The following is a 22,016-nucleotide window of genomic DNA, read 5'->3' on the forward strand; positions in this document are numbered from 1 at the left end:
ACTCCCTATCTGGTGGTGCCTTCCTGGTCGATAGGCATTTTCTATTTCGCCAATAGATGAGAATGGTTTTCATTTGATGGAATTCTGGGTGATACTGCCTTCATCGCCAGAGGAGACACCACCATGAAAAAGACCATCAGCTTCGCCATCCTGCACTTTTGTGTCGCCTTCACCGTGGCTTACCTGCTGACCGGCGAACTGCTCACCGCCAGCCTGATCGCCCTCATCGAGCCCGCCGTGAACACGGTCGCCTTCTACTTCCACGACCTTGGCTGGCACAAGCTCAAGCCTGAGCACAGCCTGCAGGCCAAGACCAGCAGCTTCGCCCTGGTCCACTTCTCGGTGGCCTTCGGTGTCGCCTACCTGCTGAGTGGCGAGCTGCTCACCGGCGGCGTGATGGCACTGATCGAACCTGCCATCAACACCGTCGTCTTCTTCTTCCACGAGCGGCTGTGGCGCAGCCGCCAGACCTTGGCGCTGGCCGGCGTCTGATTGCCATGCAGGGCCGCCCGGCACCCAAAAACACGGGGTGCTCCTGCCTCCTTCGGGTGTAAAGTGTGCTCTGATCACGGGGCATCACGCCCCCTGTTGGAGCCCTGTCGATGAACAAGATCTTGCTTGGAACCCTGCTGTTTTCCCCTCTGCTGGCCGCGGCGGCCACCCCGTCCTTCGAGTGCGCCAAGGCGAAAGGCGCCGCCGAAACCCTCATCTGCAAGGATGCCGGACTAGCGGCGCTGGATAACGAGCTGTCAGCCCTCTATCCCAAGGCGATTGCCGGGTTCTCCCCCGAGCAGCAGAAGAGCGAGCGTGCCATCCAGCGCGGCTGGATCAAGGGGCGCAACGACTGCTGGAAGGCGGGCGACCTGCGCCAGTGCGTGGAAGAGAGCTACCAGTTGCGGATCACCGAGTTGCAGATAAAAGGGGGCCAGCTGAGGGTACCGACGCCGGTCGATTACCAGTGCGGCAAGAGCGTCACCCTCTCCACCTACTTCTACAACGAGGCCAAGCGGCCCGCCGCCATGATCAACCTGAGCGAGGGTAACAACCAGCAGCAGGTGCTCACCTATGAGACCCCCAGCGCCAGCGGCGCCCGGTACGAGGGGCAAAACCTCACCCTCTGGACCAAGGGGAGCGACGCCATGCTGGAGCGCTACGGTCAGCCCACCCTTAACTGCAGCGAGATCCCGGGCAACTGATCCCCCGCCCGGCCAGAGGCCGGGCAACCACTCCCGAACAGGTAGCAAGTGGGTCACCAGTTGGTGGCCGCTCGCCCCCTTTTACCTATCCCCAGCCCCCTCTCGCCAATCCAGCCCGGACGCCAGGCTTTCGGGCTGACCTCCATTTGTTGATCTTGCCCGGCAATTCGCCATTTCCTCCTTTCCCTTCGCTCGCGGGCCGTTAATATAGCCAATTGGCAACACACGCCTCGTCGGAGTCTCCCATGAGCCATGCCAACCACGCCCAATTGGTCAATCGCAGCAAGCTGGAAGCTGACATTCAGGGCGGTAGCGTCGCCAAAGGGCACAACCGGCAAGAGGTAAATGACTGATTCAACCATGTCGAGTGGAGTGAATGTATGGAAACGCACACACTGCATCGGGGTCGGCTGATCGACCATCTCCAGCTGGTGGTGAAAGACCTGACCGCCAGCGAGCGCTTTTACAGGGCCATACTGGCCACCCTCGATGTGCCAATCGGCGGCGCGGGTGAGGGTTACTTCTGGGCTGACGAGCTGTTTGTCACATCCATCGACAGCCCGGCTGCGCTCGGCGCACTGACCGGTCGCCATCATCTCGCCTTCCAGGCGCAGGACCACGCCACAGTCGATCGCTTCTATCAGGCAGCGCTGGCCCACGGCGGCCAGGACAACGGCGCCCCCGGCGAGCGGGTCTATCACCCCGGCTATTACGCCGCCTTTGTCCTCGATCCGGACGGCAATAATATCGAAGCGGTCTATCACGGCGAGGCAAAGCGCAGCGCGGGGTCGGTGGTGATCACTTTCTAAATAGCTGTTCCGAATAGTAGATCACCGGAGGAAGGGAACTCAGTCCAGTTTGTGCGATCTGATTAGTCGCTAAACAAAACAAGCCACACCCAAAGGACTGAGTTGATGCCTATCCTACCACCTCTGCCACGACCACAACGGCGCCGCATTCACAAAATCATCCATGCCACCCGTGATAAAGGACATGCTCGTCGCTTGATGGCCATCTTGCTGTTACATGAAGGACGCACGATCACCGATGTTCATCACCTTACCGGCGCTGCGCGCTCGACCATCGGTCGTTGGCTTCGGTGGTATCGAGATGAAGGCATAGATGCGCTAGAAGCCTTACCGGCTGGCCGTGCCCCAGTCTTACCTATCGCCAAGATTGTCACCTTACTGGTGCTGCTCATGCAGTTTTCTCCGCAAGATTTTGGTTATCAGCGCAGCCGTTGGTGTACTGAACTATTGGCTATAAAAATCAATCGGTTAACAGGGCTCAATGTGGCAGCCTCCACGCTCCGCCGATGGTTACCTCGTATGGGCATTGTCTGGCGCAGGCCCGTGCCGACCTTGCGGATAAAAGACCCAGCCTATCAGGAAAAAATGGCGAATATCGACGCCGCGCTGGCCCGCTGTGATGCCGATAATCCGGTGTTTTATGAGGATGAAGTCGATATAGACCTCAATCCCAAATTAGGAGCCGACTGGATGTTCAGAGCGCAGCAAAAGCGGGTTGTCACACCGGGGCAGAATGCCAAGCATTATCTGGCAGGCGTTCTCCACGCAGGCAACGGAAGGGTACTTTACGTCAGCGGGATCAAGAAAAACTCATCGCTGTTTATTGCCATGCTGGAAAAGCTGCGCCACCACTACCGACGAGCCAAAACCATCACGTTGATCCTCGATAACTACATCATTCACAAAAGCAAACAGACCGAGCGATGGTTGAAGAAGAATCCCAAGTTCTGCCTGGTGTTCCAGCCAGTTTACAGCCCTTGGGTTAATCACATAGAACGGCTATGGCACAAGTTACATGAAACCATCACGCGCAATCATCAATGCAGAGGGATGGCAAACCTGCTGGCCCGAGTGAAACACTTCATGGATACCGTGTCTCCTTTCCCGGGGAATGGCTATGGCACAGCGAAGGTGTAGCACTATTGGGATCAGTTATTTAGCTACACTATTCCATACCTTCAGCAATTTAGATCCCCATCTTGGAGCATCTTCGCAACTATGAAGGAATAAAAGTGGTAAGTATAAAAAAATCTATCTATAGGAAAAATAATTTAAAATGGCACTCGTAGTTTATCAACTCCCATTTTATGCGGGGAACATAATCGACAAGATGATTGAGAATGATTGGTTCGTTCATTCATTTACACTAGGAAATGTGAGAGATATATATAATCCATCAGCATACCTATATAACTTAGAATTTAATAATGTAGAATATACAATCCATCTAGACCTTAACATATATCAGTATGTGCTAAATGCTGTAAAAAAAGATAAAAAACAACCATTGCACAGAAATGCTATAGCTTTGATGGTTTTTGCTAAATTCACGAATATAATTCTTGACCCAACAATTGCAATATATGAAAAATTGAACTATAGAAATCAGTGCCCTGATGAGTTAATTGATGACTTGATACTGTTTCGTCAAATTGACAATGCAGATATGGACGTTTTAGCCCAATTTGCACTTGGTAATACTGATACCATCGAACTACCTGAGCCAAGATCTTTAGAACGTTCTCATTTAAAATATCGACTTGTAGAGTATCAAAGACTTAAGAAGTGGGACACAATATATTTACTAGTCCTTAAAGTAACTGAATTGTTTTATTATAGGAAAGATACTACAGGTGAAGAAAAACTAAAATACTTCTGGCAATGGTGTCATCATGATTTTTTGTTTTCACTCGTTGTCACTTGTTTTGCTATAAAACTATTTGGTAAAAAACCGATACCTAAGTTAATGAAATATACCCCAGAGCAATCAGCTAAGATAAATAAGCAAGGTTTAATAAACATGACTTGGGATTTGTTTCTGTTAGACAAGTTCTTTGAACACTGGCAAAAAAAACCAAGCAATAAAGAATTTCTGTATGCTAGTAATGACAAACCCCTACAGGAAGTACTTAAAATTGCCATTGAAATTCAAAAAAAAGGCCACAACATATACCTGCGCGACTTATCCTCAGAGCTAAATAGTTATTTCACCAGCACATTCAAAAAAATTATGACACAAGAAGGTCGTCGCATTACATCTGTGACTGATTTTAAATCTTTTCGTGATGATATGATTTCTAACTATGAGACAATTCTTCTAATCAATGAATAAGAGCATAATATCCAGTAGGTTAGAATAACGAAGCAAAATCTAAAAATCGCGAATAGACATATCATACTGATAGCCTGATAATAAATCGTCTGCCCTCGCGGTCATTACTCCGTTTTAGGATACTGGACGCAGTAAAGCCTCGATAGCTATGAACACATTACACATTTAGGAGAGATCGGTGGCTAAAAGAGCATCTATTCCCAAAAAGGTCAAAGAGATATTGAGAGAAGAGGTCGGCTTTGGTTGCCCAGTTAAAGATTGCGGTAACCCATACTTGGAATACCATCATTTTGATCCTCCGATTCATATCAAACCACACAATGATCCTAAAGGCATGATTGCGCTATGTGCTCAACACCATAAAAAAGCAGATGGAAATGCATATACAGTCGAACAACTTCATGATTTTAAAATGAACCGCGTTCACTCTAAACAAGTAAGAGGCAACCTAGATTGGCTGCGCAGAGACCTACTATCGATCGTTGGTGGTAACCTTTACTATGAGACACCAATACCTGTCCAAATTGATGGGCATAATTTGGTATCATTTTCACGAGATGCTAGTGGTTTTCAAAGACTGAGCATTAGTATGCTTAGTTTAAGGGCTGAAGAGCGACTAATAATAGATGAAAACTCTTGGGAAAATATTGGCAATCCAGTTGATCTTCGATCTCCTCCTCAAGGGAAGGAGTTAGAAATACACTATAGTAATGGAGACCATTTATATTTACGATTCTCTGAAGTTGAAGACAAAGAGCAACTTCAATCTATGTTTGGTATTTCATACAACTCTGATTTTAATTTCCCAATAACGGCCGTTGAAATTAACTTTGCTATTGGTGAGACCAACATTGATTTTTCCGCCTCTGGCACAACGGTTATGGGCTCTAGGATCACAAATAGTGTAATAGCTTATTGTGGTGTAGGTTTTTGTATAGAGACTGGTATTAAATGGCAGCAAAACCCTAAATGGAAACTTGAACAAAAGTATGAAGTATGCCAAGGAAATATCATTAAAGTGGCCTTTGGGAAATGAATGTATAAATAGAAAATTTCAACACGTGATGTCACCAACTCTAATAAACCGTGGTAATGACTGTTGTATATGTATTGGTGATAGCACCTTGTCAGCTTGGTATCTGGACAGTATGCCTCAATCTAGCAGGAAGAAATCATGAAGTATTCTTTGAATTGGCAACGCCCATTGCTCCTCATGAGCAAGCGGTTCTTTATATTTATCACATTGATTTTTGTAGGATTCGTTGCGCTCAGTGCATTCAAAACTCAACTCAACATGGAACTGGGTATCTGGCTCTTTTACCAATATCTGAAAATACTGCTAGCAGCCTTTATCGTATTGTTCATGATGGCTCAAGCTTCCAGATTGTTTTCTGTCGAATTGAGAAGTGAAGATGTGGTCGGTAGAAACCGATTTTTCCGAAAAGTATCCATACCATATACCGAGATGGTGGGGGTCAGCATGGGAAAAATGCTTATCATCGATTGCATGGTCATTCGAACCAACAGCCTCAAGCGTATTTACGCCCCTTTTGATCTGGACGGTTTCCAAGATCTTTCGGATAAAATAGACGCCAGATTAAAGCATCGCAAAGCATCAAGGAGTGATTCGTAACCTCTGGAATTTTGCTCGGTACCGATGTTGGTGTTCAGTTCACAGGTGCGAATAGCTCAGCGTATTCAAACTATCGTCTATAACCCAGCCACGACATAAACAAGGGTCGGGAAATCCCCTTGGGGAGCCCATTTCGGCCACCAGGTGGTCCTGTCTGGCTCGCCAGAGTCACTATAAATGTAATTTATGGGTTCTCCGTGGATGACCACATTTTCTCTTATAGTGGCGCTCACCAATCCACCAGTGCCTGTTGCGGCCCCATCACGGGTCAGCTCGGCCATATCCCGCCCCTACGACACACCTCACTGTACCGCAGACAGGCAGGGTATTGTTTCCCCCTGAAAGCCGCCGAGCCGAGTTCAACGGGTCAGGAGCGCCGTCATGGACGACGGCGCAGCCGCAGGCGGCGCAGGGATGTGCCGTGTGCGGCGATCCGTCCGACCCGATGAAGGAGGAGAGGGAATCCGCGAAGCGGACGGCTTGCCGGGGGAAAAGACCTTTGGTCTTACTTGCAATAAAAAGTGGGTCTTTCCAAAGTCACTCGCCCCGGCCCGAAGGGCGGGCGAAACCCCGTCGAGGGCAAGACCCTCGCATTCTATGGGGCAAAGCCACATCCAGAGCGCAGCTGTGCAATGCACTGCGCCGACAGCTCCCCCGTGGGGATGCATTCCCCCCTGCCACTGGCCTATAGTGAGCCCCTACTCGAACAACCTTTACGAGCAGCACCATGTATATCGGCGAATTTGCCCGGCTGGCGGGCACCACCCCAAAGGCTGTCCGCCTCTACGAGCAGCTCGGGCTGCTGCCCGAGCCCAGGCGGCGCGGCAAGTATCGCGTCTACCGGGCCGAGGATCTGGAGTGGGTCGGTTTTATCCGCGAGGCCCAGCGGCTTGGCTGCAAGCTCGGGGAGCTGGTTCCCCTGCTCGCGGGCGTCACCAGCCTCGACCACTTCCCCTGGCAGAAGGTGGAGCAGCTTATCGCGGACAAGCTGGCGCAGATCGAGGCGGAGGTCGCCAGGCTGCAACGCCAGCATCAGGGCTTGAGCCAGTGCGCCACGCTGCTGGCGCAGCACCCCTGCCGCTATGGCGCCCCGGCGCGGCAATCCCCCGACGGGCGGGATCATCCCGCCGCCGCGGATCGGGGGCAAAAGGTGGCTTGACTCTGTCCCATGGGACAAGGGGTGTAATGGGGGCTCACTTCAAGGAGCCATACCATGACCCCCAACCTGCTTGTTCTCAACGGCAACCCCAAACCCGACAGCCTCTGCCACGCCCTCGCCCGGGAGTATGCCCGCAGCGCCGAGCAAGGGGGCGCGCGCGTCACCCTGCATCACGTGGGGCAGCTCGCCTTCGCGCCGGATCTTCACCATGGCTATGACGAGGCGCAACCCCTCGAACCGGATCTGCAGGCGGTGCAGCAGAGCCTGACACAAGCCCACCATCTGGTGATCGTCGCCCCCATCTGGTGGGGCCACCTGCCAGCCCGGCTCAAGGGGCTGCTGGATCGCACCCTGCGGCGTTTTTCAAGATAGTTGTCGCGCAAAGCTGTTTTAAGCAGCCTCTTTCTGCTCCGGCTCGGGTTTCTCGGGCCGCTCCGGATTTAGCATCACGGCACCGATAGGTGTCCAGTCTCGCGTCTTGCCACTCCACCTCGCTGGGTGTTGTGCTCGGGCGGCCTGGTACACAGCATCCCGTTTCGCCAGCAGGGCTTTATCGTCACCCCGATGCCGCTCGTTGGGTGTGACGAAGCGGATACGGCTATGCCGGTGCTCTTCGTTATACCAGGCCATAAAGTCGCGCACCCACTCCCTGGCCGCTTCCAGACTGGCAAAGCCGTCTGATGGCCACTGCGGACAGTACTTCAGCGTCCTGAACAATGACTCCGAGTACGGATTATCGTTGCTGACCCGAGGCCGTCCCCGCGAGGGCGTGACACCCAGGTCATGCATCTTGGTCAGCAGCGTGACTGACTTCATTGGCGCGCCGTTGTCCGAGTGCAAGACCAGCGGCTGCTTCCAGCACTGCTCGCGGATGATGCTCCGTTGCAGCAACGCCGCCGCCCGTTCACCGCACTCTTGCTCATGCACTTCCCAGCCCACCCCTTTGCGGCTGTAGATGTCCTCTATCAGATAGAGGTAGTAATACTGGCCGCGCACGAGTGACGGCAAGTAGGTGATATCCCAGGACCACACTTGATTGGGCCCAGTCGCGGTATGGCTGGTTGGTACCGGCACATGACGCGGTGGCTGGCTCCGGCCACGCCTGTGCTGCTGGTCAGCCGCCCGCAAGATGCGATAGAAGCTCGACTCACTGGCCAAGTAGCGCCCCTGGTCGGCCAGCCGTGGCACAATTTGACTCGGCGGCAACGAGGCGAACTCCTGGCTATTGCAGACGTCCAGCACGGCCTGCCGCTCCTCTGGGCTCAATGCATGAGCAGGTATGGAACGAACCGCATCCGGTCGCCTATCGGCACTCAGCTCAGGCCCGGCCAACCAGCGCTGGAGCGTGCGCAGACTCAGCCCCAACACCTCGGCCGCAGGATGCTTGCGGGCGCCAGCTTCAAGCGCTTCGCGCCACCATGCAACGTATTGCTGCCGCTCTGGCAACGAGGTCAGTTGTCCTCGTCGACGTTGCTCCAGTAGGCATCGAGCTTTTTTTGCAATATCAGCAGAGCTGCCGCCTCGGCCAGGGCCTTGTCTTTGCGCCGCAGCTCTTGCTCCAGTTGCCGGATACGCTTCTTGTCCGCTTTGGCCTGTGCCTTCTCCGCCTGTTGTAAGGTACGAGCGGATTGCTGGCCCAGAATACAGGCTTGGCGCCATTGCTGGACTTGCTCGGGATAGAGACCCTTACGGCGGCAGTACTCACTGAGTTCAATCTCGGAAAGCGCAGCGGTTTCCAGCACGACGGCGAACTTGGCCTCGGCGGGCCATTCATCGGTCAGTTTGTTGTCCCCGGGCACAGGAGACCCTCCGTCTTTGGCGTGTTTGCGCCAATTATACAGAGTGACCTCGCTGATGTTTTCCTGCCGAGCCAACTCGGCCACCGACATATTGATGGGCGGCAGCAGCTTCTTGAGCAAAGCAGCCTTGCGCTCACTTGAATAACGAGCCATTCGACACTCTTTATCCGCCCCCGGTCTTCACATTTAGATTATTCAGATTAGGCGACAACTATTCTGACACCGGGGGCCTGCTGCCGGGTTTCGCCTTTCGCTACCAGCCGGGGAAGGCGCACCCGGAGCAGTTGCTCGCCGGCAAGACGGCGCGCCTGCTGCTCACCATGGACAGCCCCCCCTGGTATTACCGCTGGTGGCAGGGAGCCCCCCTGGAGCGCACCCTGGACAAGCCAGTGCTGGGGCTGTGCGGTATCCGGCTGACCCACCGCCAGCATCTGGGGCCCGTCCACACCTCGGATGAGGGGGCCCGCCAGCGCTGGCTCAGCCAGGCCGGGGCCGCCGCCCGCCAGGATGTGCAGCGGCTGGGCAGGCGCCCCGCCTAATCCCTGCCATGGGCATGTTTTGCCCATTCAAAAGCCCCGCAGTTGCGCAATGCTGATCAGTTAAGGATCCATTGACCGATCCTTCTGCTGTAGGACAATCCGGAACCAATCACTGGTTCCGGATTTTTTTATGTCTATTGCAAACGATCTGAACGATGTTGTTGAGGCATCTGGCGACATGCTGGCTCGGCTGGCCATTTTTGCCGACCATATTCCCGACGAATGGATTACTGCCGCTGCCGCCTTGTCTGAAAAGGCCACTATCCGCCGACGCCGCTTACCTTCTGATATGGTCTTGTGGCTCGTCGTGGGGATGGCCTTTTTCCGCAATGAGCCCATCTCCGAGGTCGCTCGGCGCCTCAACATCTGTGCAGAAGGGTTGGCCAATGATGCCTTGCTCGCGGACAGTGCCCTGTCTCAGGCCCGTCAGCGACTCGGCAAACAGCCGCTCGAGTGGCTGTTCAAACAGTGCGCCGATGTGTGGGGGCGGGAACGTTATCCTGAAGACCATTGGCACGGTTTACAGGTCTTTGCCATCGATGGGGCCCTGTTCCGAACCCAGGATATGCCTGAACTCAGAGCACATTTCGGCTCGGGTAACACCTCAACCAACCGGCAGACACCCTACCCGATGCTGCGGTTGGTCACGCTCATGAATGTCCGCTCGCATGTCATTGCCAACGCGGCCATCAGCCCGTACCGCAAAGGGGAAATCCCCCTGGCCAGCGAGTTCATTCACTCATTGCCGGACAAGTCAGTGACCCTGCTGGATAAAGGCTTCTTCGGTGCCGACCTGTTGCTGCGTATTCAGGCCGAAGACACCGACCGTCACTGGCTCATCCCGGAACGCAAGGGGCTGGTATACACGGAACTTGAGCGCTATGGCGACGGTGACCGTCTGTTGCAAATGACGGTCTCGCCTCAGGCTCGCAAGAAAAACCCGGCGTTGCCGACACACTGGCAAGTTCGCGCAGTGACCTATGAGGTGGCAGGCAAGGAGAAAACGGTCTTTACCTCCCTGCCCGTGGCGCGATTCAGTGCAGCTCAGGTGGCGACCCTGTACCACGAGCGCTGGGAAATCGAGCTGGGATACCGGGATATCAAAAGCGCGATGCAGCACAACGCCATCACGCTGAGAAGCAAGAAAGTGGACTTGGTCTATCAGGAGCTGTGGGGATTGCTGCTTGGATACAATCTGGTCAGGCGGGAGGCCAGCCAGGCCGCCGTAGCCCATCAGCGAGCGCCCAATGAGGTGAGCTTTAAGTTTGCCTGTCAGTTCATCGCGAACCAGATGGCAGTGATGGCGGGCGCGTTATCGCCAGCCCATACGCCACGGAGGTTGGCGGAGTTGCGGGGCTGCATAGGCGTCATGTTCATAGAAAAACGCCCCAGGCCATCGAGACCCAGGGCGGTGAAGATATCAAAGACCCGTTTTCCGGTAAATCGCAATGCGGCTCCGCTTAAGTGAACAGCATTGCCGCAGTTGCGGGGCTTTTGTCGTCGAGGCGGGGGTTATTTTGCCGCGATGGCGTCTGCCATGGGGCTCTGGAACTCCTGCTCGGCTTCTGCGAAGCGATCCTGCATGGCCTTGGAGGGGGCCTTGTCCAGCAGGCTGAACAGCACGATGGCCAGGGTGGCAAACAGGAAGCCCGGGATGATTTCGTACAGACCCAGCCAGCCGAACTGCTTCCAGATGATGACGGTCAGGGCACCGACCAGCATGCCCGCCAGGGCGCCGTTGCGGGTCATGCGGGACCAGAGCACGGAGAGCAGCACCACGGGGCCGAAAGCGGCACCGAAACCGGCCCAGGCGTAGCTCACCAGCCCCAGCACCCGGTTTTCCGGGTTGGTGGCGACGGCGATGGCCACCAGGGCGATCAGCAGCACCATGGCGCGGCCGACCCACACCAGCTCTTTCTGGGAGGCGTTCTTGCGCAGGAAGGGCTTGTAGAGATCCTCTGTGATGGCGCTGGAGCAGACCAGCAACTGGCAACTGAGGGTACTCATGACCGCCGCCAGGATGGCGGAGAGCAGCACGCCGGCAATCCAGGGGTTGAACAGGATCTTGGAGAGCTCGATGAAGACGCGCTCCGGGTTGGCGGTCACGCCGCCCGCCTGCTCGGTGAAGGTGGAGAAGTAGGAGAGGCCGAAGAAACCGATGGCCACGGCACCGCCCAGGCAGAGCACCATCCAGGTCATGCTGATGCGACGGGCGCTGGCCATGGAGTGGTGGGAGTCCGCCGCCATGAAGCGCGCCAGGATGTGGGGCTGACCGAAGTAGCCCAGGCCCCAGGCCATCAGGGAGATAATGGCGATGAAGTCCAGGTTCTTGAACATGTCGAGGTTGCTGGCGTTCTGCGCCGCCACCTGCACCATGGCGGTGTCGATGCCGCCCACGGCGATGATGACGAACACCGGAGTCAGGATGAGGGCGAAGATCATCAGGGTCGCCTGCACGGTGTCGGTCCAGCTTACCGCGAGGAAGCCGCCGAAGAAGGTGTAGGTGATGGTGGCCGCGGCACCGATCCAGAGGGCGGTGTCATAGCTCATGCCGAAGGTGCTCTCGAACAGGCGGGCACCGGCCACCACGCCGGAGGCGCAGTAGATGGTGAAGAACAGCAGGATCACCAGGGCGGAGAGGATGCGCAGCACCCGGCTCTTGTCTTCGAAGCGGTAGGTGAAATAGTCCGGCAGGGTCAGGGCGTTGCGGTTCTTCTCGGTGTGAACCCGCAGCCGACCGGCCACCCAGCGCCAGTTGAAGTAGGCGCCGATGATGAGGCCGATGGCGATCCAGCTCTCGGAGATGCCGCCGATGAAGACGGCGCCAGGCAGGCCCATCAGGAGCCAGCCACTCATGTCGGAGGCACCGGCGGAGAGGGCGGTCACCCAGCTCCCCATCCGGCGGCCGCCGAGAATGTAGTCGTCAAAGTTACGGGTGGCGCGATAGGCGATGAAGCCGATCAACACCATCCCGAGGATGTACACCAGAAAGGTGATGAGCATGGGGGTGCTAGCTGTCATTCAAAACTCCGTTATGTGACGTCTGTGCCCGTTCTTGCGACGGACTCTTCCTTAAAAAAACCGGCCTAGAGTAATCAGCAGATCGCCGGACCACAACCACTTTTAACAAATAAAAAACACATGAAAAACGTTTAACACCTAACCAAGCAACCACTCAATTGCAATAAGGCCGGATTTTATCCCGACCTGACAAGGGTTTACCCTGATGATCCCCTCCCCCGCGCCATAAAAAAGCCCCGACAGTGGCCGGGGCTCGGAATACCGACGGGCGGGATCAGCGGTTGATGGCGATGGGCATGCCGCTGCGCTGCTCCAGGGCCTGCTTGACCAGCTGGGAGTCGCTGTCCGCGTGGGCGATGAAGCGGGTCACGGCGGTGGACATGGGCAGCGGGGCCGGCAGGCTGGAGTTGAACTCCTCCTGGTTGCGGGAGAGGGGCTGGTGCACTTCCAGGTAGCGGCGGCCATCCGGCTCGACAGAGGCCTTGATGGGCTGGTTCACGAACTGGACGCGGGTACCGACCGGGACCTGCTTGAACAGGTACTCGATGTCGTCGTTGCGCAGACGCACGCAGCCGTGGCTCACCCGCAGGCCGATGCCGAACTGGGCGTTGGTGCCGTGGATGGCGTACATCTTGCCGATGTAGAGCGCGAACAGCCCCATGGGGTTGTCCGGACCGGCCGGCCAGACCGCAGGCAGGGTCTCGCCACGGGCGGCGTACTCGGCGTGCATCTTCGCGGTCGGGGTCCAGGTCGGGCCCGCCTTCTTGCGCTGCACGCTGGTCACCCAGTCTTCCGGGGTGTCGGTGCCGAGCTGGCCGATGCCAATCGGCAGCACTTCCACCACCTTCTTGCCTTTGGGGTAGTAGTAGAGGCGCATCTCGGCGACGTTCAGCACGATGCCTTCACGGGGGGCATCCGGCAGGATCAGCTGGTGCGGCACCACCAGCTTCTCGCCCGCCTGCAGCAGCAGGGGGTCAGCCTTGGGGTTGGCTTCCAGCATGTTGGTCAAGCCGAGCTGGAATCTGGCCGCTGCCGCTTCCAGGGGTTGGCCCGCCTCTTCCGGGGACACCACGTAGTCCAGGTTCTCCCCCACCAGGCGGCTGTTGGCTGCGGGCAGGGCATATTCGATGGCGAGGGCGGGCATGGCGGCCAGGATCAGGGAGCAGCACAGTGCGGCCGCCGTGTTGTGGAGGAGCTTCATAACTTTCCTGTGATAAAGGGGGTGGTTCAGCACTCTGGCCAGCGCGGAGGCGACGGGCGCGCCCGGGGCGAAGAGAAGGCCGCCATTTTTCTCCTCTGCCATGCAAATTTCAACCGCCACGTGCTGACGGGTCGGTGATTAAATACGGTGCCGCGCTGCGCCGCGGCACCTTGTCATAAGCGGGATCAGCCGTTTTTCCAACTGTGCATGTCATAACCGGTTGGCGACTGATGCAAACGCAGATGGAATTGCTCAATTATCGCAAATATGTGGTCGAAAATATCAGCCTGTATCCCTTCATACTCGGCCCAGGCGGTGGTCGCCGTGAAGCAGTAGATCTCCAGCGGCAGGCCGTCCGTGGTCGGTGCCAACTGGCGCACCATCAGGGTCATGTCCTTGCGAATGCCCGCATGAGCCCGCAGGTAGGCGTCCAGATAGGCGCGCAGGGTGCCGAGGTTGGTGAGGTGGCGACCATTGATGGGGCAGCTGATGGCATCGCTGAGCTGCTGGTTGTAGCTGCTGAGCTCCTGCTCCTTGCGGCTGAGGTAGGGCGCCAGCAACCTGGCCTGCTTGAGCTGCAACTGCTCCTGCGAGGTGAGGAAGCGCACGCTGGTCATGTCGATGTTGACGCTGCGCTTGATGCGGCGCCCGCCGGATTCGGTCATCCCCTGCCAGTTCTTGAAGGAGTCGGAGATGAGGGCATAGGTAGGGATGGTAGTGATGGTCTTGTCCCAGTTCGACACCTTGACCGTGGTGAGGCCGATGTCGGTCACCTCGCCGTCCGCCCCGTACTTGTCCATCTGCAGCCAGTCACCGACGCTCAGCATGCGGTTGGCGGAGAGCTGGATACCCGCCACCAGGCCGAGGATGGGGTCCTTGAACACCAGCATCAGGACCGCGGTCATGGCCCCCAGGCCGCTGAACAGGAAGAGGGGCGACTTGCCGAGCAGCAGGGCGATCATCAGGATGCCCACCAGGATGCTGGCCACCAGTTTCACCCCCTGGAAGATGCCGCGCAGGGGCAGATCCCGCCCAAGCCGGGTATGGCGGCTCAGGGAGAGCAGGCAGTCGAGCAGGGCGAACAGGGCCAGCAGCAGGAACAGCAGGATCCAGAGCTGGGCCAGCAACTCGATAAGCGCCAGGCTCTCGGACGCTTTGGGCAGCCAGATCTCCGCCTGACCGAGCAGCACGGCCCCCTGGAACACGAAGGCGAGCCGGTAGAAGAGGCGTTGCTGCAACTGGGGCGGCAGCCACATCTGCTTGGTCTTGCCAAGCAGCCCCACCAGGCGCACCAGCAGGATGCGGTGCAGCACCAGGTGCAGCACCATGGCGGTCAGCACGATGAACCCCAGGGCGATCACCAGGGCCATCATGGGGGTCACATCGACCCCCAGGCCTGACAACCAGTTGAAAAACATCTCTTTCATCGTTACCTCCGCAATATCACACAGCGGTCAGGGTACGCATCTGGTCCCCCATGTCAAATGACAGGACGCTCACTATTGCCGAAACGACAACGCCCGGCAGGGGCCGGGCGTTGTCGTCACCAGAGGGTGCCTTAGCCGACCAGGCTCAGGGCATCACGGGCGATCACCAGCTCTTCGTTGGTGGGCATCACCAGGGCCAGACGGCTGCCTTCCACGGTGATGGGGCCTTCACCGCCCAGTACGGCTGCGTTGTTGGCCTCCTTGTCGATCTTGAAGCCGAGCAGGGCCAGTCGGGCCAGCACCATCTCGCGCACCATGGCGGCGTTCTCGCCGATGCCGCCGGTGAACACCAGGGCGTCCAAGCGACCATCCATGGCGGCAGCATAGGCACCGACGTACTTGGCAACGCGATAGGTGAAGACATCCAGCGCGCGCTTGGCACCTGCGTCGGTGGCGTAGTTGCCGGTGACGTAGCGGCAGTCGCTGCTCTCCTCGGTCATGCCCAGCAGGCCGGATTCGCGGGTCAGCACCTGGTTGATCTTGTCCACGCTGTAACCCAGGTTGTCGTGCATGAAGAAGACGATGGCAGGGTCGATGTCACCGGAGCGGGTGCCCATCGCCAGCCCTTCCAGCGGGGTCAGCCCCATGGAGGTGTCGACGGACTCGCCGTTCTTGATGGCGCAGACGGAGGCACCGTTGCCCAGGTGGCAGTTGATGATGTTGAGCTCATGGAGCGGTTTGCCCAGCGCCTTGGCGGTCTCTTCGGCGATGAAGCGGTGGGAGGTACCGTGGGCGCCGTAACGACGGATGCCGTTCTCGCGATAGAGCTTGTAGGGCAGCGCGTAGAGGTAGGCTTCCTCTGGCAGGGTCTGGTGGAAGGCGGTGTCGAACACGGCCACGTTCTTGTCGGCCAGGGCCGGGAACACCTTGAGGGCGGCACGGATGCCGATGAGGTGCGCCGGGTTGTGCAGGGGGGCGAACGGAATGGCGGCCTCGATGCCGGCGATCACGCCCTCATCGATGCGCACGGAGCGGGAGAACTGCTCGCCGCCGTGCACGATGCGATGGCCGATGGCGACCAGCTGATCGGCCAGGGCGGGATCCTGGGGCAGGATGTGGCCCACGATGTGGTCGAGGGCTTCCTGGTGCGCGGCACCGGCGCCCAGCATGGCGTCGCCCTTGACCCCGTGGAGTTTCCATTTGATACGTGCGTCATCCAGATTGAAGCATTCGGCCAGGCCGGACAGCATGTCCTCGCCCGTTTCAGCGTCCATTACGGCAAATTTCAGGGAAGAGCTACCGCAGTTAAGGATCAATACCAACTTGCTCATGTTCTACATCTTCCTGTGCTTCGGCTTTACGCCGACAGTGTCGTGTCATCCAGCGATGGATGGGATTCCCCTGCCGGGGGCTTATGGTCGCAGGAGGGTGCGTCCAATTTTTCAAATCGTTGGGCGCAGACCGTTCGTCTGGCGCGCGCGTCGAATCAGCGATTCGCAACGGGCCTCTGTTGGCCCAATCACTCGGGACTCCAGGCCCCGGTTGCCACTCAGGCGCCGGTCAGCAGCGACTGGTGAACCTTGACGACCAGTTTCTTGACCGGACCTGGGGTCGTCAGGGTACAGAGGGGGCGATGCAGTTCTCCCGGCCAGAAGATGGCGAAGTCGCCGGGCTGCAACGCCAGATAACTGGTCTGCTCGTCATCGACGAACCAGAGATCGGAGTGAGGATGGTCGGCACCGTCCCGGCTGTAGGCGTGAGGGCCCACGCCGATCCACTCCTCGCCGCGCAGCAGCAGCTGGATGTCCAGATACTGCTCATGAAACTCGCCCCGGCGATCCGCCACCGGCTCTGTCAGATCCTCGCTCACCAGGCAGAACAGCATGAGGCCGTCGACCTCCTGCTTGCCGAGGGGGGCGTGCAGCCAGCGTTCGACGCTTTGCACCACCTCGGCCACGATACGGTTCAGGGGGGCGGGCAAGGGGGTGCGTTGCAAGGTATCCAGACTGCCGGTGATCATGAGGTTCGCATCCTTAGATATATCTGTGGTCTATCTTTGTGCACCAATGAAAAAGGACCATTGAAGGTCCTTTTATCGTCTCGTCTGCCATCCGTGCAGACGGGGGCGCTGTCGCTTCCAAGCCGATGGCGCCGAGTCACTGTTGCATACTCGTCCGCCCCTGCCAAGAGATACTCGCCCATTCACCCGATGATCGTACCAGTTGAAACAATATTATTCAATACCCAATCTCCCCCGACTTTGACCAGACGCAAAAACGGGAGCATCTGCTCCCGTTTTTTTTCCATCACCCGCTCAAAGCGGTGCCATTCAAACCTTGCCGGCGTTTTCCACCGGCTTGGCGTACATGGCGCGCCAGATGGCCTTGTGCTCTTGTGGCACCTCGGACTGGCGAGTCAGGAAGGCACTCTGCTCTATGGTGCTGGCCTTGCCGGGCACATCCGCCGCGAGGTAGTTGCCCGGGAAGAGGCGATAGCTGCTCCAGATCGCCTTGTCGATGAGCGCCGCCAGCTCGTCCGGATCGCTGAAGCCCTCGGTGATGGGGGCGCCGAAGGAGACATGTACCCGCCCCTTCTGGCCGACGATGCCCGCGACGATACTCTCGATGTCCTCGAACTCGCCCTTCTCGTAGCTGCCGTTGACCGACTTCTCGTAGAGCTCGCGCGCCTTGGCCTTGTCGGTGGGATCCAGCTCGTAGCTGATGCTCACCGGCACGATGTTGAGGCTGCGCATGTAATCGACGAAGTCGATCTTCTGCTTCTTGCCGTCCACGTAGAACATCTTGAGGATGGCCGGATCCGTCTTGTCATCCCCGTCCTTGGCACGCCCCTCCTTCTGGGCGATCCAGATGGAGTGCCCCTCGTGCACCGACTGGCCGATGTAGGCCGACAGCTCCCCGAGGGCCTTCATCATCTCCCGCGGTCCCTTGGCGGAGCGCTTGACGATGAAGCTCTTGTTGAGCTTCATCAGCTCGGTGGCGCAGGGCTTGCGCAGCAGGTTGTCGCCGATGGCGATGCGCACGGTATCGAACCCGTGGGTGTGCAGCCCCCAGTTGACGAACGCCGGATCCATGGCGATGTCCCTGTGGTTGGAGACGAACAGGTAGCCCTGCTCCTTCTTGAGGTGTTCGAGCCCGGAGAAGCTCACTCCCTGGGTGGAGGTGGCGATCATCCGGGTCATGTAGCGGGTCACCCCCATCTGTACCTGATGGATGGTGCTGACCTTGGCCCACTTGTGGCGCAGGAACTGGCGGATCAGCGGGCGAATGGCCCAACCCAGCCAGCTCATCAGGGAACCGAAGCGGTATTTGGCGATGGCGCCGATAAACTCGTCATCCTGGATCAGCCGCTCGATGGCAGCCGGTACTTCTTCATCGCGATAGGGGCGAATGTCCGCGAATCTATCTACTTCTGTCACAATGTCTGCCTTGCATGTATGGAGTCGCGGCCTGCGTCTGCCGGCCGGGAAAATTCAGGGCGCAATTTTACACGCTTTTATCCCCAGGGGTATGAGAGGCGTACAGATAGTGAGATCTTGCAGTGAAAAAGCGATGGCGGTCACCCGCCAGCCCCCCTTTCGATAACGGCTCTGCTAGCCAGCGGGGTTGATGAGCGCGGTGAGGACGTGGTCCTCCCAGCGGCCGTTGATCATCAGATAGTCCCGAGCGTACCCCTCCTGCTCGAACCCCAGCCGTTCGAGGAGCGCGCCGCTTCGCAGGTTCGCGGGCATGTAGCTGGCCATGATGCGATGCAGGCCCCGCTCCCGGAACAGGTGATCGATGCCGGCGGCCACCACCTCCTGCATCAGGCCCTGCCCCTCGTGCTCCTTGTCGATGGCATAGCCCAGGTGGCACGCCTTGAACATGCCCATCACAATGTTCGTGAAATTGCAGGTGGCGAGCACCCGCTCACCCCTGGGATCGAGCGCCACCAGTTGCACGGCACTGCCCTCGAAATAGTGGCCGTAACCGTCGCGCAAGCGGGTCTGCCAGTGGGCGAGGGTGTAGAAGCTCTCCTCCCGCCTGGGCTCCCAGGGGGAGAGATGGGCGCGATTGCGCAGATAGAAATCCACCATCAGGCAGGCCCGCTCCGGGGTCAGCACGGTCAGCCGGGTACGAGGGGTGGCAATGTGGGGCAGCGTCGTCATCTCACCCTCCGGAGGTTGGAAGCGGACAGGAAGGTCATCAGAGATCCCTCAGCCTCAGCCACTCGTCCCGCAGCAGGCCGTAGTGCACATGATCCACCACCCTGTCCGCCAGCCGCTCCGCCCGCCGGATGATCCCCTCCTGGGTCATTCCCAGCCGCTCGCACACGGCCCGGCTCGCCTCGTTCTCGAGGGCGGCGCTGATCTCTACCTTCTCCATCCCCATCTCCTCGAAGGCGTGATGGATCAGGGCCTGGCAGGCCCGGGTGATGATGCCGTGCCCCTGCCAGCGCTCCGCCAGCCAGTAGCCGATGGTCACCTTGCTGAGAGCCTGATCGATCTGGTTGTAACCGATGACGCCGACCACCTCCCCCTGATACTCGATGGCCGTGGTCAGCCCCTCCCCCCGGGCAAACTTCTCGATGGCGTGGCGAATGAAGGTGGCGCTGTCGGCGGGCTGCTGGATGTGGGGCACCCAGGGCAGCCACTGGGAGAGGTAGTCGCGGTTGCGCTGGCAGAGGCGAAACAGCTCGCTGGCCATGTCGGGTTGCAGGAACAGGAGCGCCAGCTCGTCATCCAGTTGCCATGAAAACATCGCCACTCCTCCCCGGTTCCGCTCCGGCCATCTGCCGTCATGGGAGCCAATGTAGTCAATCAATCCCTTGTTTGCCAAGGACTTTTCAACCGGCTTCCTCGCTGGCAACCCCCATATGGCGATCCCCATGCGGGCACCTTGCACCCAAGGTCATCAATCACCCCTCGCAGCGGTTCAACATGCTGCCATTACCAGTATTTGTGGATGATTGGCGCTGTAAAAGTGAATCGTGCTACCTGTTTTCGCTGCCCTGTGACAAATGACAGGCCGTTATTTTCCCCCTTCCCACTAGTGTAAGAGCGCCGGGCAACGGACCCGGCGTGTAATCTTCATCGACTAAGGAAAGACGAGATGAACAAAGTCTATTTGGCCGTCATGCTGGCCTGCTGGGGAAGCGCCGCCATGGCGGCAGAACAGGTGGAAGTGAACCAGGTCTCCGACCTGGCCGGTGCGGTGAGCGGCGCCGCCAAGATTGGCGCCCTTGGCGCCGGGGATGGCGAGTTTCGCAAGGTGCGGGCGGTGACGCTGCCCAATGGCCAGCAGCGGATACGCTATGAGCAGACCTGGCAGGGGATTCCGGTATGGGGCCAGGTTCTGGTGGCCGATCAGGCGCTGGGGGGCCAGGTCAATCAGGTGTCCGGCACCATGCTGCGCAAGATCGATGCCGACCTGACGGGCCCGGCCGTTGCCCTCTCCGCCAGCGACGCCGCACGCCAGGCTCGCAGCGGTGCCAAGGGGAGCAACGAACAGGTCAAGCTGTTCGTGATGCAGGATGAGACCGGCCAGGCCAGACTGGTCTATCTGGTCTCCTGGCTCGCCGCCAGCAAGGAACCGAGCCGCCCCTTCGTGATGATCGACGCCCAGACCGGCAGCGAGCTCAAACGCTGGGAGGGGATCAACCACAAGGACGCCACCGGCCCGGGGGGCAACGTCAAGACCGGCAAGTATTTCTACGGCGCCGACTTTGGCCCCCTGCAGGTGGATGATAACTGCCGCATGACGGGGACCAACGTGGACACCCTCAACATGAATCACGGCACCACGGGGGGCACCATCCACCAGTTCACCTGCCCGGAGAACACGGTCAAGGAGATCAACGGTGCCTATTCCCCTCTCAACGATGCCCACTACTTCGGCAACGTGGTGTTCGACATGTACCGCAACTGGTACAACACGGCGCCGCTGAGCTTCAAGCTCAAGATGCGGGTGCACTACAGCCGCAACTACGAGAACGCCTTCTGGGACGGCAGCCAGATGACCTTCGGCGACGGGGCCACCACCTTCTATCCGCTGGTGAGCCTGGATGTGGCGGCCCACGAGGTGAGCCATGGCTTCACCGAGCAGAACTCAGGACTGGTCTACTCCGGTCAGTCTGGCGGCATCAACGAGGCCTTCTCCGACATGGCGGGGGAAGCGGCCGAATACTACATGAAGGGCAGCAACGACTGGCTGGTGGGGGCCCAGATCTTCAAGGGCAACGGCTCCTTGCGCTACTTCGAGGACCCGGCCCGGGACGGCAAGTCCATCGGCCACGCCAGCGATTACTATGACGGCATCGACGTACACCACAGTTCCGGGGTCTACAACCGCGCCTTCTACCTGCTGGCCAACACCAGCGGCTGGCAAACCCGCAAGGCGTTCGAGGTGTTCGTGCTGGCCAACCGCCTCTACTGGGGCCCCAACACCACCTTCGATCAGGGGGCGTGCGGGGTGACCAGGGCCGCCACGGATCTCGGTTACAGCGTGAGCGACGTGGCAGCCGCCTTCACCGCCGTCGGGGTCAACGCCACCTGCGGCGGCACCACGCCCCAACCGGGCAGCGTGCTGCAAAACGGGGTACCGGTGAGCAATCTCACCGCCGCCAAGGGGGGCAAGCTGAACTTCACCGTCGAGGTGCCCGCCGGCAGAAGCCAGCTGGTGGTGACCAGCAGCGGCGGCAGCGGGGATGCGGATCTCTACGTGAAGTTCGGCAGCGCGCCGACCGCCAGCAGCTATGACTGCCGCCCCTACAAGAGCGGCAATGCCGAAACCTGTACCCTGAACGCCCCCAAGGCGGGGACCTGGCACGTGCAGCTGAGCGGGTTCAGCGCCTTCTCCGGCGTCACCCTCAAGGCCAGCTACTGAGTCTGAGCGGGCATCAAGG

At 58.4% G+C, this 22,016-nt stretch carries 21 protein-coding genes; 12 read left to right on the forward strand and 9 right to left on the reverse strand.

Translation table 11 applies throughout. The annotated features are described in order from the left end of the window. Nucleotides 1-123: 123 nt before the first annotated feature. The 9 genes from C2U30_RS09845 (at nucleotide 124) to C2U30_RS09885 (ending at nucleotide 7,501) form a co-directional block, all read left to right on the forward strand. The gene (locus C2U30_RS09845) at nucleotides 124-492 is read left to right on the forward strand and encodes a DUF2061 domain-containing protein (RefSeq protein ID WP_010675518.1); all 369 of its coding nucleotides are present in this window, start codon (nucleotides 124-126) and stop codon (nucleotides 490-492) included. Between the two features lie 110 nt (nucleotides 493-602). Then, nucleotides 603-1,196 (forward strand): MliC family protein, encoded by a 594-nt coding sequence (locus C2U30_RS09850; RefSeq protein WP_103243661.1) that lies wholly within the window; start codon nucleotides 603-605, stop codon nucleotides 1,194-1,196. 380 nt (nucleotides 1,197-1,576) lie between these two features. Continuing rightward, nucleotides 1,577-2,005, forward strand: coding sequence for a VOC family protein (locus C2U30_RS09855; protein WP_103243662.1), 429 nt, complete (start codon nucleotides 1,577-1,579; stop codon nucleotides 2,003-2,005). Between the two features lie 105 nt (nucleotides 2,006-2,110). Beyond that, nucleotides 2,111-3,142: an IS630-like element ISAhy2 family transposase gene (locus tag C2U30_RS09860; RefSeq protein ID WP_001809438.1), complete on the forward strand. Its 1,032-nt coding sequence runs from the start codon at nucleotides 2,111-2,113 to the stop codon at nucleotides 3,140-3,142. Between the two features lie 139 nt (nucleotides 3,143-3,281). Further along, nucleotides 3,282-4,337 carry a hypothetical protein gene (locus C2U30_RS22635; RefSeq protein WP_125117120.1) on the forward strand — a complete coding sequence of 352 codons (1,056 nt, stop codon included), beginning with the start codon at nucleotides 3,282-3,284 and terminating at the stop codon, nucleotides 4,335-4,337. Between the two features lie 178 nt (nucleotides 4,338-4,515). After that, nucleotides 4,516-5,373, forward strand: coding sequence for an HNH endonuclease signature motif containing protein (locus C2U30_RS09870; RefSeq protein WP_103243663.1), 858 nt, complete (start codon nucleotides 4,516-4,518; stop codon nucleotides 5,371-5,373). Between the two features lie 138 nt (nucleotides 5,374-5,511). Then, entirely contained in the window at nucleotides 5,512-5,970 is a 459-nt protein-coding gene (locus tag C2U30_RS09875) for a hypothetical protein (protein ID WP_043156265.1), read from the forward strand. 727 nt (nucleotides 5,971-6,697) lie between these two features. Further along, nucleotides 6,698-7,129 carry a MerR family transcriptional regulator gene (locus C2U30_RS09880; protein ID WP_041212963.1) on the forward strand — a complete coding sequence of 144 codons (432 nt, stop codon included), beginning with the start codon at nucleotides 6,698-6,700 and terminating at the stop codon, nucleotides 7,127-7,129. Between the two features lie 54 nt (nucleotides 7,130-7,183). Continuing rightward, nucleotides 7,184-7,501, forward strand: coding sequence for an NAD(P)H-dependent oxidoreductase (locus C2U30_RS09885; RefSeq protein ID WP_233721096.1), 318 nt, complete (start codon nucleotides 7,184-7,186; stop codon nucleotides 7,499-7,501). An 18-nt stretch (nucleotides 7,502-7,519) separates the two neighbouring features. Here C2U30_RS09885 and C2U30_RS09890 read toward each other — a convergent pair. Beyond that, nucleotides 7,520-9,081, reverse strand: a protein-coding gene (locus C2U30_RS09890; RefSeq protein ID WP_088813959.1) for an IS3-like element ISAs20 family transposase whose coding sequence is annotated in 2 segments (ribosomal slippage) — nucleotides 7,520-8,619 and nucleotides 8,619-9,081 — 1,563 coding nt in all. Because the reading frame shifts where the segments join, the coding sequence is not laid out codon by codon here. Between C2U30_RS09890 and C2U30_RS09895 the strand changes: the two genes are divergently transcribed. Continuing rightward, nucleotides 9,066-9,467, forward strand: a complete 402-nt coding sequence (locus tag C2U30_RS09895) for an NAD(P)H-dependent oxidoreductase (protein WP_233721098.1) — start codon at nucleotides 9,066-9,068, stop codon at nucleotides 9,465-9,467. The two genes, C2U30_RS09890 and C2U30_RS09895, sit on opposite strands and share 16 nt — an antisense overlap. A gap of 130 nt (nucleotides 9,468-9,597) precedes the next feature. Then, the gene (locus C2U30_RS09900; protein ID WP_041205253.1) at nucleotides 9,598-10,935 is read left to right on the forward strand and encodes an IS4-like element ISAeme15 family transposase; all 1,338 of its coding nucleotides are present in this window, start codon (nucleotides 9,598-9,600) and stop codon (nucleotides 10,933-10,935) included. A gap of 44 nt (nucleotides 10,936-10,979) precedes the next feature. On the opposite strand, the gene putP is transcribed toward C2U30_RS09900, so the two are convergent. From putP to C2U30_RS09940, 8 genes are all read right to left on the reverse strand, one after another. After that, nucleotides 10,980-12,488, reverse strand: coding sequence for a sodium/proline symporter PutP (gene putP / locus C2U30_RS09905; RefSeq protein WP_043156328.1), 1,509 nt, complete (start codon nucleotides 12,486-12,488; stop codon nucleotides 10,980-10,982). Nucleotides 12,489-12,762: 274 nt separating this feature from the next. Beyond that, complete coding sequence (locus C2U30_RS09910; protein ID WP_010675523.1) at nucleotides 12,763-13,689, reverse strand: L,D-transpeptidase family protein; 927 nt, start codon at nucleotides 13,687-13,689, stop codon at nucleotides 12,763-12,765. Between the two features lie 185 nt (nucleotides 13,690-13,874). Beyond that, complete coding sequence (locus C2U30_RS09915) at nucleotides 13,875-15,116, reverse strand: mechanosensitive ion channel family protein (RefSeq protein ID WP_010675524.1); 1,242 nt, start codon at nucleotides 15,114-15,116, stop codon at nucleotides 13,875-13,877. A 131-nt stretch (nucleotides 15,117-15,247) separates the two neighbouring features. Further along, entirely contained in the window at nucleotides 15,248-16,447 is a 1,200-nt protein-coding gene (locus tag C2U30_RS09920; RefSeq protein WP_041215759.1) for an acetate kinase, read from the reverse strand. 218 nt (nucleotides 16,448-16,665) lie between these two features. Then, nucleotides 16,666-17,136: a YhcH/YjgK/YiaL family protein gene (locus tag C2U30_RS09925; RefSeq protein ID WP_053288773.1), complete on the reverse strand. Its 471-nt coding sequence runs from the start codon at nucleotides 17,134-17,136 to the stop codon at nucleotides 16,666-16,668. Nucleotides 17,137-17,445: 309 nt separating this feature from the next. Continuing rightward, on the reverse strand, nucleotides 17,446-18,552 hold the full coding sequence (locus C2U30_RS09930; RefSeq protein ID WP_042016043.1) for a 1-acyl-sn-glycerol-3-phosphate acyltransferase: 1,107 nt from the start codon (nucleotides 18,550-18,552) through the stop codon (nucleotides 17,446-17,448). A gap of 174 nt (nucleotides 18,553-18,726) precedes the next feature. Then, nucleotides 18,727-19,281, reverse strand: a complete 555-nt coding sequence (locus C2U30_RS09935; protein ID WP_041212415.1) for a GNAT family N-acetyltransferase — start codon at nucleotides 19,279-19,281, stop codon at nucleotides 18,727-18,729. Between the two features lie 37 nt (nucleotides 19,282-19,318). Beyond that, the gene (locus C2U30_RS09940) at nucleotides 19,319-19,873 is read right to left on the reverse strand and encodes a GNAT family N-acetyltransferase (protein WP_103243664.1); all 555 of its coding nucleotides are present in this window, start codon (nucleotides 19,871-19,873) and stop codon (nucleotides 19,319-19,321) included. Between the two features lie 351 nt (nucleotides 19,874-20,224). Between C2U30_RS09940 and C2U30_RS09945 the strand changes: the two genes are divergently transcribed. Beyond that, on the forward strand, nucleotides 20,225-21,997 hold the full coding sequence (locus tag C2U30_RS09945; RefSeq protein ID WP_049636653.1) for a M4 family metallopeptidase: 1,773 nt from the start codon (nucleotides 20,225-20,227) through the stop codon (nucleotides 21,995-21,997). Nucleotides 21,998-22,016: the final 19 nt, after the last annotated feature.

Source organism: Aeromonas sp. ASNIH5 (assembly GCF_002902865.1).
GTDB lineage: Bacteria > Pseudomonadota > Gammaproteobacteria > Enterobacterales > Aeromonadaceae > Aeromonas > Aeromonas caviae.

Bases quoted from the DNA above. Each gene is read 5' to 3' on its own strand.
- C2U30_RS09880 (WP_041212963.1), top strand. From the start codon at position 6,698: ATGTATATCGGCGAATTTGCCCGGCTGGCGGGCACCACCCCAAAGGCT.
- C2U30_RS09900 (WP_041205253.1), top strand. From the start codon at position 9,598: ATGTCTATTGCAAACGATCTGAACGATGTTGTTGAGGCATCTGGCGAC.
- C2U30_RS09875 (WP_043156265.1), top strand. From the start codon at position 5,512: ATGAAGTATTCTTTGAATTGGCAACGCCCATTGCTCCTCATGAGCAAG.
- C2U30_RS09925 (WP_053288773.1), bottom strand. From the start codon at position 17,136: ATGATCACCGGCAGTCTGGATACCTTGCAACGCACCCCCTTGCCCGCC.
- C2U30_RS09855 (WP_103243662.1), top strand. From the start codon at position 1,577: ATGGAAACGCACACACTGCATCGGGGTCGGCTGATCGACCATCTCCAG.
- C2U30_RS09915 (WP_010675524.1), bottom strand. From the start codon at position 15,116: ATGAAAGAGATGTTTTTCAACTGGTTGTCAGGCCTGGGGGTCGATGTG.
- C2U30_RS09920 (WP_041215759.1), bottom strand. From the start codon at position 16,447: ATGAGCAAGTTGGTATTGATCCTTAACTGCGGTAGCTCTTCCCTGAAA.
- C2U30_RS09860 (WP_001809438.1), top strand. From the start codon at position 2,111: ATGCCTATCCTACCACCTCTGCCACGACCACAACGGCGCCGCATTCAC.
- putP (WP_043156328.1), bottom strand. From the start codon at position 12,488: ATGACAGCTAGCACCCCCATGCTCATCACCTTTCTGGTGTACATCCTC.
- C2U30_RS09910 (WP_010675523.1), bottom strand. From the start codon at position 13,689: ATGAAGCTCCTCCACAACACGGCGGCCGCACTGTGCTGCTCCCTGATC.
- C2U30_RS09945 (WP_049636653.1), top strand. From the start codon at position 20,225: ATGAACAAAGTCTATTTGGCCGTCATGCTGGCCTGCTGGGGAAGCGCC.
- C2U30_RS09850 (WP_103243661.1), top strand. From the start codon at position 603: ATGAACAAGATCTTGCTTGGAACCCTGCTGTTTTCCCCTCTGCTGGCC.
- C2U30_RS09940 (WP_103243664.1), bottom strand. From the start codon at position 19,873: ATGTTTTCATGGCAACTGGATGACGAGCTGGCGCTCCTGTTCCTGCAA.
- C2U30_RS09935 (WP_041212415.1), bottom strand. From the start codon at position 19,281: ATGACGACGCTGCCCCACATTGCCACCCCTCGTACCCGGCTGACCGTG.
- C2U30_RS09885 (WP_233721096.1), top strand. From the start codon at position 7,184: ATGACCCCCAACCTGCTTGTTCTCAACGGCAACCCCAAACCCGACAGC.
- C2U30_RS22635 (WP_125117120.1), top strand. From the start codon at position 3,282: ATGGCACTCGTAGTTTATCAACTCCCATTTTATGCGGGGAACATAATC.
- C2U30_RS09845 (WP_010675518.1), top strand. From the start codon at position 124: ATGAAAAAGACCATCAGCTTCGCCATCCTGCACTTTTGTGTCGCCTTC.